The sequence below is a fragment of the Chryseobacterium sp. GVT01B genome, assembly GCF_019970045.1.
Lineage (GTDB): Bacteria > Bacteroidota > Bacteroidia > Flavobacteriales > Weeksellaceae > Chryseobacterium.
Map to the genome: position 1 here is coordinate 290,479 of NZ_JAHXYI010000002.1, position 12,224 is coordinate 302,702.

Consider the following 12,224-nt stretch of genomic DNA (forward strand, 5'->3'; position numbering starts at 1 on the left):
ATTTGCAGCAAACAAACTCCAAAAAAAAGATACCATGAATGAGTATAAAAATGTGCTTATGAGTTTTATCCCGTATATTTTAATAATTTATATCTTTATGAGCGAGATAGCCTTATTTATAAATCTCTACAACAAAATTATAACCTGCAAAACCATCAACAAAACATTATGAAAAACAAGTCAATAAGCGAATACACAAATGAAGAACTCATCAGCAATGAAAAGAAAATTAAGATTATTACTATCATGCTGGGCATTGCGATCCTCTTATTATTCCTAAGTAATATAGTCTTAACATTCAAACGTGGATTTAGTGCAATGAGTGTAATTCCTATCGCTCTGGTTCCAATCCTCATTCTCAATATTAATAATTGGAATCAGTTAAAAAAAGAGAAGGCAAATAGAAATTTATAAAGATAAAAGTGAGATTCTTTGCTGTTTATCTTCTAAGCTTGATTATTGGAGTAAATCTAAAATACCACCAGAATCAAGATCCAAATAAGCCGCAATTCCATTTCCCAATAACAATACCTTAGCTGGGTTATCATGGAAAATATTTTATAACAAGTGAAAAACGCACCCCATCTATAGTCGTTTTATAAGATTAATGGGGAAGTTTACATATAGCCATATTTTATAGAAATCAATATTTATATAAATTTTGGAATCAAAACGGCTTGTCTCCCGAATCAAAATATTCATATATACTTTCTATTCGCAGTAAATCTTCTTCAAAAAATTCGAGAAATCATCCCGTTGGGGCTACAATTCACACTTAGAATCTTCAGATGATATCGCTCTTTTAAAAGAAAAATCCCTGGATTTCTCCGGGGATACAAACTTATAATAAAAAATTTTATTAACATTTCAAAATTAATAAATCTCTATTAATTGAATTATGATTAGAGTCATAAAAAAACCTCCCGTGTCAATAGGGAGGTAAAAGTGCAAAATGATATAAGTTATAATGATGTGGTGTTAAATAAAGTCTTTCTTAAAAACTCTTTTTTATCATTAACAATGCATATGCCATAAACTTCACTGTTTAATGAAATCGTTCTTTTTGTGGTACATTTTCTTTTGACGCAAAAATCCCCGGGAAACCGAGGACATTAAAAAAACTTTGACTTGTACTTTTAGTTTATACAAACACCGTAAATATACGGAGAGACTGTAGTCAGATCTATACGGGAAACCGTAATTACAATATATTAGCTTTTTTTATATTAGCCGGATAATCTAAAATTTATTACCATGTATTTTCCAATTTTAACAGCAAAACAAAACGAGGTTTTTGCATTAAGCGAATTACCTGACACTGCATTTAGTAATACTATTCCAATTCTTATCCCACCAAACAGTAAAAATTTGATTGTACAAATTACAAAATTGGTTGATAAGAATATATACTTTATTCTTGTTGTAAACCCTCAAAAATCTTCATATCCTAAAATGAATGTAATTCAACACGAGTTTATTCAGGGTGTATTAAAAGATTACAAGAACTATTCTATTGCTTTTATTTTAGACGACAAAACATCAGAGTATGATATTTCTGATTTTTTTGCTTCAAATCCTAAATTAGAAAAGTCATTAATGCATTTTGGTAAATTTAGCAATAGAGAATTTTTAAGAAAAAAATCAAAATCAAAATATGATATTTACCTTGAAAAAAAAGTAGATCAAGCATATATAAATGATACAGCTAACGGTGAAATTGTTTTGATTGAGGATGGATTTAAAAAACAAGATAGAAATACAGATTATCCTTCAGATTCTAAGTTTTCTGATTTAATATTCAGATATGAAAACGAAGGAATATTTGGCTTTGGAGACTTTACAATAGTTGGTAAAGAAGTTTCAGATACTGGTGGTTCTCCTTTCGCCATAGCCCTACATTTGTCGCAAATAAAAAATCCTAATTTTGATATTTATCATTTTGTATCAGACGACGCAGAAGACAGAAAGAACCAAGCAGGAAAATTTACCCAGGCGCTAAATAAATTAATTATGCATATAGACGTAAATCCGATGCATGAGGGATCTGGAATAAGAGATTTTAGAGACAGGCATGCTGATGGACACTATCCAGGTTTAGGAATATGTAAAAGAATGTCTATAAAAAATCATATCGAGCAAGTAAACAATGAAATTTCCATTATATAGTATCCTTTCTTACGATATAAATTCCCCGCTACATAGTGGGGAATTTTGTATATATAATCCATTTTTAAGAGGAAAGAACATGAACTTTTTCAATATTTTCTAAAACTGTCTCACACTTTTTTTTGCTGTATGAAGATTTTATGGTTATGCATTTTAGACTTGTAGGCAAATTATCTATTAGATCTAAATGTTCATTTCTTAACACTCTTTTCTTTAAATATGAAAGAGTTAACTTATATGCATCCAGAATATCTATCTTTAAAAATAAATCAAAACAATAATCAAATATTTTAGTATTTGGCATTATTGGAATTAATCCGTAGACATCTTTTATTAAACCTATATATTCTTTTTTCCTTAATGAAAAGAATAAAGATTTATGCGTTATATTCTCAATGTTGGATAAGGCTTTTTTATACTGAAACAATTTATTTTTTTCGTCTAGAATAAAAACACCTACATTTTCTGGAATTATCTTTTCAACATTACGAATATGCTTTTCACTAATAACAACATTTAAATATTCAAAAAATGTCATGTAGTCTCGAATCTGCGAACTAAGCCTACCTGTGGTGTCAATCTCCGATTTAATCTCGTATACTGTGGAAGCTCCATTAAAGACGGCTAAATCAGCTTTTGAATTCCCAATATTGAATTCGGGTATAGTAATACAATCATTGATCTTATGATTTTTTAAAATCAGTTCCTTAAATACTATGTTTTTAAAAACATATTCATTTTTATATTTCTTTAATAAAATTTTATAGAAGTCAGAATATGCTTCTGTTAGAGTAAAGCAGTCCACATCAGAATACAAGTTTTTAAATGTTTCAACTACATAGTTGATGCGCTCTTCATCATTTGTTGCTAATGAATCGAAAATTGGTGCGGAAAATAACCTTGATATATTAATGTAATCAGATTTGGAAAGTTTTGATTTAATTCTCATATTTCTTAATCTCGTAACAAATATACACTTATTTACAAAATGCGACATTACGGAAAACCATAATGCTATTTTGCAAAGAACACATCAGCTTCTGCCTTCCTTCTTCGGATGAGCCCATTTAATATTCTTCCGCCAGCAGTAATATATTTCGTGGTAAACCAATTTCTGATTACCTGCTCTTCTGCTTTTTTATTGACCAAAGAAAACAAAGTCTCAGATCCTCCGGTATTGTAAGAATGAGAAACCAAAGCATCAAACTGATTCTGATTAAGTTCTATTTTCACTTTTGAGTTCACGATGTTTTCATAAATTGGCAAAACTGTAGCGAATAACTCTACTCCTTGTTCTTTTGTGATCGCTGGATCTTTCATGGTTACTTTCATTCCTCCGGGATAATAAGTGTTGCCATACCCTATTGTCGGAATTCCCGCAGAATCCAGATAAGGCTTAGCACTGAAGCCTTCAAATGATACGATCAGGTTGATTCCTTTTTGTGAAGTTTTCATGTATTTAGTTTTATGTATTGCCCAGCAAAATTAAAATTGTAAATCCCAAAACAGTGAGGAAAAACACCTATTTTTATCAAGTGTTATTATTATTTTCATTTTAAGTCCTGACTTTCTTTTTTATGCTCTAAGGATATTTTTGCTTGTTTTTTATCTTCGGCGTGTTAGCGGACATTTACTGAATTTGTTCAATCTCTGAATGTATTGAGGCTGTAACAAAAAAAACCTCCCGAATCATCGGAAGGTTATACTGTAATTTGTCAGAAATATGAAATTTCAATGGGCCAAATATAACAAGTGTTTATATCACAAAATATGATCCGGATCATACTGCTGCGGAAAATATTTCCTGAGCCCAACAGAAGCTATAATCATTAGGTTTGAAATCACATCTTGAAAAATATCTGTTACTTTTTCTTCATCATCCCTTTTTTATCAAATTAAATTGTACTTTTGTTTTTCTATTATGCAAAAATTTCTCAGAGTCTTTTTTGTTTTCTCTTTACTTCTGATATTTGTTTCTAATGTCAGTGGCATAACAATGTGTTTTGATCACGCTAAACATGCTAAAAGTAAAGTGATTTATAAAAAAGGTTCCAAAGAAGAGAAAATCCCTACCTTTTCACAGGACGACGAATGTCAGTGTGCGCTTCATATGCACATGAACAATGTTCTCCTTCCTGAACCTTTGAACATGGATTTTGCCATCAATAGTACGAATGACAACGAAATGCCTCAACCAAAAGCCATTTCATACCGTTGCCTTCTCGACTTCTTCAGCTCCCGGGCTCCCCCATCCTCATTTTTCGCGGCAGCTTAATCTATACTGCCTTCATTTTTTGTATACAGATTTCTTAGTCTGTACTGTTATTCCGTGGATACCTGTGTTTTCACACAATTAAGGATATCCTTTTATTAATGGGCATTTTCATTGCCCGTACATCCCTTTTCATGATTACCAGTAATTTTAATTATTCGGGAATAATTCATTGTATTTCCCCAAATTCTGTGAAACTTTTAAGTCTAAGTTTCCTTACCGCATCTTCATTTCTATATGCTCAGTCCCGTTTTGATGATTCTTTATCTACAGTGGTACAAACGGTTGAGATCATCGGAAGAAAGTCTAAAGATTATACATCGGACTACTCTTTCGCTGCCACTAAGATTGCTATGAAAAATAAAGATCTTCCTTTAACTCTTAATACGGTTACCAAGGAGCTGATCACCGACCGCCAGGCCTTTCAGCTTGGAGAGGTTATGAAAAACCTGAACGGAGTCTCTCCTTCCAGTTATTACAACCAATACAACATCCGTGGCATCAGCCAAAATGAAGAAGGACAGATTATCAATGGAATGCGCACAAGGCAGTATTATTTTCTACAGCCTATGACTTCCAATATTGAGCGTGTGGAAATTTTCAAAGGTCCTGCAAGCATTACCATGTCCAGTGTAGATCCCGGAGGAACAATTAATATGGTTACCAAAAAACCGTTGTCAACTTCCCGTCACGAGATCAGTTCATCAGGAGGCAGTTTTGATACTTACCGTATTACCACAGATCTTACAGGTCCTTTAAATAAGAGCAAAACCCTGTTGTATCGCTTCAATGGAGCTTACCAAAATGCTCATTCGTTCAGGGATCACGTCAAAAATAGTGGGATTCTGATCTCTCCTTCCATCACCTTTGTTCCCAATGAAAAAACATCTGTGAATGTAGAAATGATTTTCAATGATCTTTATGGAAATCTGGACAGAGGGCAACCTATTTTCGGTGCTGTTGCAGGAAAAACAGATTTGTACAGTACACCAAGATCTTTGAATCTGGGAGCTCCCGATGATTTTTTTAAAACCAGGGAATTAATTTTAATGGGAAGTGTTGCCCATCACTTTAATCAATTTATCAGCTTTAATGCTTCTTATATGAAGCAATACTGGAGAGAAAATCTGCAGGAACACCGAACCACCAATTCTTTTGTCCCCGATATGGATAACAAACCGGTTTCCAGTCTTGCAATGATGCAGTTTGTACAAAGGAATCAAAACTGGGCAACAGATAATATCAATGCTTATTTTAATTTTAAATTCAAAACCGGTGCTGTTCAGCATCAGGCTTTGATAGGCTATGACAGTCAGATCTGGGAAAAACGCAAAGGCGGGCAGCAAAATGCCGCAAGAGGTTTTCTTTTAAAAAACGGTGCTGTAGCTTCTTCTTACAAACCAGCCAATGCTGCTGATTATCAGACTTTCAATTACAACGGAATACTCATTCCAAAGCCCAATGTTACTCCTTTTGATCTGAATCCGGGTGCAGAAAATTATCAGGGTAATGATTTTAATACTTTGAATATCATGACTCCTCTGCCTTCTGCTCTTACAACCACACATGCAGCTTATATCCAGCATTTTTTCACGTGGAAAAAGTTCAAAATTTTATCAGGAATACGTCAGGAATGGTTTCAGGACATTACCAATTTCAAGGAATCCAATGAGTCTTCATTCCGGAATAATAAACTTCTGTACAGATTCGGGATCACCTATAGTCTTACGGATAACATTAATTTTTATGGAACTTACCTTACCGGATTTCAGCCACAATCCAATACGGTGACATTAATGCCCAATACCTCCAGCCTTACAGGATCTGCTGCCAGATTTAAACCTTTGACATCAGATCTTAAAGAACTGGGAATGAAAGCACAGCTTTTTGGAAAAATCTCATTGAATCTTGCTGTGTATGAGATCAATCAGAGAAATATTTTAATCAATGCCAACAATCCTTCGGAACCTGATGAACTTGTACAGCGAGGGGCCGACCGGAGTCGGGGATTTGAAGCTGAGATTTCGGGGCAGATTCTTCCTCAATGGCATATTTACGGAGGTTACAGCTATATTGATGCTAAAATACTGGATGATACGAATCCTGATCTTGTGGGGAAAAGGAAAGAAAATACTTCTAAAAATTCTTTCAATATCTGGACACGCTACAACTTTTCAACCATAGAGCTTATAAAAGAATTTGGAATTGGAGCGGGAATGCTTTATCAAAGTTCAAAAGTACCATGGTTTACAAGAAGTTTTGAGCTTCCGGCATATACTACCATAGACGCTGCATTGTATTATACTCCGGCAAAATCTGTTCAGCTAGCTTTTAACCTGAATAATATTACCAATAAGGTCTACTGGATCGGCGCTCAGAATTACTTAAGACTATTTCCAGGCACACCAAGAAACTATTTACTAACTGCTACTTATAAATTTTAAATTATGGCTATTTCAAACTTACAACTGATTGTGAGAAAGACCTGGCAGGACCTGTTCAAAGGGAAACAGAACCTGCTCATCACCATCACTGTACTCCTCTTCTGTATGTTGAGCATCGGCATTGGGTTTACAAAATACACCGATTCTTTTTCAAAAATAAAAGAATACCGGGAAGAAGTCCGGGAACACTGGGAACACAGACCTGATAAGCATCCGCACCGTATGGCTCATTATGGCTATCTGGTTTTCAGAATCGGGCATCCACTGAATATTTTTGACAACGGATTAGATGACTATCTTGGAAATGTAATATTCCTGGAAGCACATAAACAGAATACAGCCAATCTTTCGGAAGCCGGAAGTTCAGGTACTTTGGTAAGATTCGGGGCTTTCAGCAGTGCTTTTATTCTGCAGAGTATTGTCCCTCTGATTATTCTTTTTTTAGGGTTTGGATTAATAGTACAGGAACGTGAGAACGCTACCTTAAAAATTATCAGTGTACAAGGGGCTTCGGGAAGAGATATTATCTGGGGAAAAGTTCTGGGACTCTGGCTGTTTTCTTTATGTTTCCTGATCCCGGTAATTCCTGTTGCTTTCGTGGCTGCATTGATGTCACAAACTACAGATTCTGCTGATATTTTGATTCGTTTGTCATTGCTCCTGCCCGCTTATATGATCTATTATTTTTTCATCAGCGTCTTAACGGTTATCGTTTCTGCGAACAGTAAAAGTACCTCTTCAGCACTGATCGGTCTTATCGGGTTCTGGCTTCTGTTCATTATTGTTTTGCCAAAAGGAGTTCAGTTTGCAGCACAAAATTTATATCCGGCTCCTTCCCGTATTGCTTTTGAGACCAATCTGGAAAAGGATATTTTAAAATCGGGAGACAGCCACAATCCTGATGATCCTCATTTTAAGAAAATAAAAGATTCATTACTTGCACATTATAAAGTAAAAACAACCAATGAACTTCCCTTCAACTATGGCGGGTTTGTCATGAAGGAAGGGGAAAAGATAAGCTCCCGGATCTACATCAGGCATCAAAAAGAATTGCAGACCATTTACCACAAACAACAAAATCTCACAGACATTTCGGGATTAATCAATCCTGCTATTGCCATTAAAAATTTTTCAATGATTGCAACAGGCACTGATTTCTTCTCTTATACCCAGTTTCAAAAGCAGGCTGAAGAATATCGCTATCAGATGGCTCAGCATTTAAATGATCTGCAGATAAAGCATATCAGCAATATAAAACCGGAAAAAGGAGGTCCGCCTGCTGTGATTGATAAAGATAACTGGAAGAAATTCCCGGACTTTAATTATCAGTATACGAACGTTTTGGACAGCTTGAAAGAACAGTCAATACCTGCTGTTGCTTTACTTCTTTGGTTCGCAATAGGTATCGCCGCAATTGAAATAAGTGGAAGAAAACTAAAATTAATCTAGATGAATCGTTATTTATACATACAATTTTACCGTAACAAAGCCTATATCATTGCATTATTATTCTTATTCTTGGCCGGGATGATGGCTATTTATACCGGGAAGAAATTTCTGGACCGGAATGAAGATATTATTTCTAAAAGCGGAGCATTCCAGAAAGAAAGCATAGAAAGGAACACGAAGTTTCATAAAGATGATCTGGGATTGGTTCTTTATTATATTAAATTTAATCTGGTGAATGAAACTCCCAGACTTGCTGCCCTGAATATCGGAATGCGTGACTTAAATCCTTCGATACAGGGAGTAACCATCCGGAATCTTGAAGAGCAACGTTATAATTCTGATTTTTATAATCCAGCCAATGCAGCCGTCGGAAACTTTGATTTCAGTTTTGTGATTGTATTCCTTTTCCCATTGGTGATTGTCGCTTTTTGTTATAATCTGATTTCTGAGGAAGAAGAAAGAGGAACCTGGAAGCTGCTGTCAGTTCAAAGTGGTAATTTACAAAAGTTTTTGGATCATAAAATGCTCATACGACTGAGTGCTGTAACGGTGGTGTATCTGGCATTAATGATTATTGCTTCGTTATGGATAAAGATTCCTTCAGACCTTTATTATATTGCGTTTGTCATCAGTGGATGGCTTTATATTCTGTTCTGGTTTGTGCTTTGCAGATGGATTATTTCTTTTCGGAAATCATCAGCTCAGAATGCATTGATTCTTCTCATTGTATGGGTAAGCATTAATTTTATCATTCCGATGAGCAGCAATATTCTGATCCAAAAGATCTATCCTGTTCATGAATCCCTGAAAGCGGTTATGGAACAGAGAGAGGGCTATCACAACAAATGGGATGAAGCCAAACGCCCGACTATGGAAAAGTTTTACAAAGCATATCCTCAATACAGAAATTTTACGGTGGAAGAGAATGATACTTTTACCTGGACCTGGTATTACGCCATGCAGCATATGGGAGATCTGGAGTCTGCAAAATCTGCAGAACTTTATACGGAAAAAATGCAGAAACGAAATCAGGCGGCAATTTATTTAGGCTATCTTCTTCCGAATCTCCATACTCAGCTCACAGAGAGTCATCTGGCGAAAACTGATATGAGTAATCAGCTGCAGTATGCTTCTTCGCTCAAAAAATTCCATGAGGAAAAACGGTTGTTCTTCTACCCGCTTATTTTCTCGGGAAAAAATGCCGAATCTGTCAACTGGGCACAGCAAACGATAGAAGTATTCAGCTTGTCCGAACATTTGAAATGGTTTCAGCTATTGCTGCCCTACCTCATCTTCATTGCTTTATTCATGATTCTTTCACAAAACAAATACAGAAAACTATGTTAAAAACAATCAACTTACATAAAAAATATAACGATTTTACAGCGCTTCATTCTCTTAATCTTGAAGTAAAGAAAGGGGAAATTTTCGCTCTTTTAGGACAAAACGGAGCTGGAAAAAGTACAACGATCAATATTCTTCTGGGACTCATTAAAGCCACTTCCGGAGATGCTTTCATTAATGAGATTTCTGTAAAAGAGCATCCTCAAAAAATAAAAAAACACCTTGCTTATATCCCTGAAACCGTTCTTTTGTATCCTCATCTCACCGGAATAGAAAATCTGGATTTTTTCTCTAAGATCGCAGGATTTGATTATCAGAAAGATGAGCTGTCTGCATTATTAAAACGAACAGGATTGCAGGAAACGGCACACCAAAAACCCCTTGGAGGATATTCCAAAGGAATGCGCCAAAAAGTAGGTATTGCTATTGCCTTGGCCAAAGATGCAAAAGTCCTTCTCCTTGATGAGCCCACCAGCGGACTGGATCCGATAGCTACAGCGGAGTTTACAGAAATTGTGCGCCAGCTGGGTAAGGAAGGCAGAACCGTTCTAATGGCTACTCATGATATTTTCAATGCCGTAAGCGTAGCCACTAATATTGGTATTATGAAGCAGGGAGAACTTGTACAGAACCTACCTTCCAAAGCATTTACCGCACAGGAATTACAGGAACTGTATCTGAAAACAATTTAATGATCCGATTACTTCAATAAGTAACTTTTCATATTAATATCAATTGGTTGATGCTCAGTGGCTTTTTTGTCACTGGGCATTTTTGTCTAAGATGGTTTATGTCAGGGCTTTCTTATATTCGGATAAAGCTCTTTCTCTGGCATAGGCATGTTGTACTATGGGTGCCGGATAAGCGGATGTATTCCATTCTGGCAGCCATTTTTTAATATATGAAAAGTCTTTATCAAATTTCTCAACCTGAGCTGTCGGATTAAAAACCCTGAAATAAGGAGCTGCATCACAGCCGCTTCCTGCCGCCCACTGCCAGTTTCCATTGTTTGCTGAGAGATCATAATCATTCAGCTTTAAGGCAAAATAAGCTTCCCCCCAACGCCAGTCGATCAGTAAATGCTTACATAAGAAACTCGCCACAATCATTCTTACACGGTTATGCATATAGCCTGTCTGATTAAGCTGTCTCATTCCCGCATCTACAATAGGATATCCTGTAGTTCCTTCACGCCAGTGTTTAAATTCTTCTTCATTGTTCCGCCAGCTGATATTATCATATTGCTTTTTGAAAGATTGATGAACCACCTGTGGAAAATGAAATAAAATCTGCATAAAAAACTCGCGCCAGATCAATTCTGAAAGCCATGTTGCATTATGCTTCAATGCAAAAGCTACACATTTCCTGATACTGATTGTTCCAAACCGTAAAGCAATTCCCAACTGTGTGGTATGCTGTAAGGCTGGATAATCACGGTATTTATCGTAATCATCAATAATAGAAGCATCCAGAACAGGTTTTGTAAAATCAAAATCTGTTTTTCTGAAACCAATCTCTTGTAATGTAAGGATAGCAGAATGTTCCTGTGAAAAGAAATTTTTAAAGTTCAATTCCACAGATTTATAATGTTCCTGAGTTAATGCTTCACGCCATTTCTTTGCAAAAGGAGTATAAACGGTATAAGGAGAACCATCTTTTTTAACAATCTGATCTTTATCAAAAATAACCTGGTCTTTATAAGCTTTAAATGGAATATTTTTTTCTTTGAAAAAATAATAGACTTCCTTATCTCTTTCAATTGCCTGAGGTTCATAATCCCGGTTACAGAAAACGCCTTCAATATGATATTCTTCGGATAATTTCCTAAGTATTTCTATGGGTTTACCATAATAAGTATTGACTTTTGAATGATATTTTTTCAGTGAAATATTGATATCTGTCAAAGCCTGATGGATATAATCTACCCTGCGGTCCTCTTTATCTTCCAGTTTCCCGAGAATATCAGTATCAAATATAAAAACAGGCATTACCGGAGCATCCGACTGGAGAGCGTGGTGAAGCCCGATATTGTCTTCCAACCTCAAATCACGTCTGAACCAGAAAAGAGTGATTGTATCTTTCATAATAGTTTAATTCAAATTCATTGATCATTTCTGCTTTGAAATGACTTCGTAACTAAGGAATAAATATACATATTTTAGCACATAAATATTTTCCAAAATTCGTATTATTCGGCTTTATCATTATATTTTGTATGATGATATGAAGTAAAATTTTCCGACCTTTGTCTGGAATTTAGCATGAATAGAAACTTACAATAATGGAAGAATTTGAAGTACCTGTAATCTATAAAGGTAAAGAGCTGTTTTTCAATGGAAAGCTTGCCACCTTCTCATACGGCTATAAACTGTATGTAGATGTTGACGGAATAGAAGTTGTTATTGAACGTGATGATCACGGTGATTTAAGGGCTCTTCTGCCGGATGTTGCTTCGGAAAAAAATATAGACAAAGGGCTTATTGAAGCCATTATTGAAGTATTTAAAGAGCTTCAGGTTTTGTAATTTTCATTAATTAAGATCAGGCAAA

11 protein-coding genes are annotated in these 12,224 nt (G+C 35.3%); 8 read left to right on the forward strand and 3 right to left on the reverse strand.

All coding sequences use genetic code 11. The features are described 5' to 3' along the window. Nucleotides 1–168: 168 nt before the first annotated feature. Both LC457_RS04725 and LC457_RS04730 read left to right on the forward strand, forming a co-directional pair. Nucleotides 169–414 carry a redox-active disulfide protein 2 gene (locus tag LC457_RS04725; RefSeq protein ID WP_223598839.1) on the forward strand — a complete coding sequence of 82 codons (246 nt, stop codon included), beginning with the start codon at nucleotides 169–171 and terminating at the stop codon, nucleotides 412–414. Between the two features lie 840 nt (nucleotides 415–1,254). Continuing rightward, complete coding sequence (locus tag LC457_RS04730; protein WP_223598840.1) at nucleotides 1,255–2,166, forward strand: sce7725 family protein; 912 nt, start codon at nucleotides 1,255–1,257, stop codon at nucleotides 2,164–2,166. 64 nt (nucleotides 2,167–2,230) lie between these two features. Here the strand turns inward: LC457_RS04730 and LC457_RS04735 are convergent, their stop codons facing one another. Further along, complete coding sequence (locus tag LC457_RS04735) at nucleotides 2,231–3,115, reverse strand: sce7726 family protein (protein ID WP_223598841.1); 885 nt, start codon at nucleotides 3,113–3,115, stop codon at nucleotides 2,231–2,233. Between the two features lie 65 nt (nucleotides 3,116–3,180). Next, complete coding sequence (locus LC457_RS04740) at nucleotides 3,181–3,621, reverse strand: lysozyme (protein ID WP_223598842.1); 441 nt, start codon at nucleotides 3,619–3,621, stop codon at nucleotides 3,181–3,183. A 541-nt stretch (nucleotides 3,622–4,162) separates the two neighbouring features. On the opposite strand from LC457_RS04740, the gene LC457_RS04745 reads away from it, so the two are divergent. From LC457_RS04745 to LC457_RS04765, 5 genes are all read left to right on the forward strand, one after another. Beyond that, the gene (locus LC457_RS04745) at nucleotides 4,163–4,441 is read left to right on the forward strand and encodes a hypothetical protein (protein WP_223598843.1); all 279 of its coding nucleotides are present in this window, start codon (nucleotides 4,163–4,165) and stop codon (nucleotides 4,439–4,441) included. Between the two features lie 188 nt (nucleotides 4,442–4,629). Then, the gene (locus tag LC457_RS04750) at nucleotides 4,630–6,882 is read left to right on the forward strand and encodes a TonB-dependent siderophore receptor (RefSeq protein WP_223598844.1); all 2,253 of its coding nucleotides are present in this window, start codon (nucleotides 4,630–4,632) and stop codon (nucleotides 6,880–6,882) included. A 3-nt stretch (nucleotides 6,883–6,885) separates the two neighbouring features. Next, a complete protein-coding gene (locus LC457_RS04755) occupies nucleotides 6,886–8,331 on the forward strand; it encodes a DUF3526 domain-containing protein (protein WP_223598845.1) in 1,446 nt (481 codons plus the stop codon). Further along, the gene (locus tag LC457_RS04760; RefSeq protein ID WP_223598846.1) at nucleotides 8,332–9,678 is read left to right on the forward strand and encodes a DUF3526 domain-containing protein; all 1,347 of its coding nucleotides are present in this window, start codon (nucleotides 8,332–8,334) and stop codon (nucleotides 9,676–9,678) included. It abuts the gene before it with no gap. After that, nucleotides 9,672–10,367: an ABC transporter ATP-binding protein gene (locus LC457_RS04765; RefSeq protein WP_223598847.1), complete on the forward strand. Its 696-nt coding sequence runs from the start codon at nucleotides 9,672–9,674 to the stop codon at nucleotides 10,365–10,367. The genes LC457_RS04760 and LC457_RS04765 overlap by 7 nt, the downstream gene beginning before the upstream one ends. Before the next feature lie 96 nt (nucleotides 10,368–10,463). Here the strand turns inward: LC457_RS04765 and LC457_RS04770 are convergent, their stop codons facing one another. Next, nucleotides 10,464–11,759, reverse strand: coding sequence for a deoxyribodipyrimidine photo-lyase (locus LC457_RS04770; protein WP_223598848.1), 1,296 nt, complete (start codon nucleotides 11,757–11,759; stop codon nucleotides 10,464–10,466). 197 nt (nucleotides 11,760–11,956) lie between these two features. Between LC457_RS04770 and LC457_RS04775 the strand changes: the two genes are divergently transcribed. Then, nucleotides 11,957–12,199 (forward strand): hypothetical protein, encoded by a 243-nt coding sequence (locus LC457_RS04775; protein ID WP_223598849.1) that lies wholly within the window; start codon nucleotides 11,957–11,959, stop codon nucleotides 12,197–12,199. Nucleotides 12,200–12,224 lie beyond the last annotated feature (25 nt).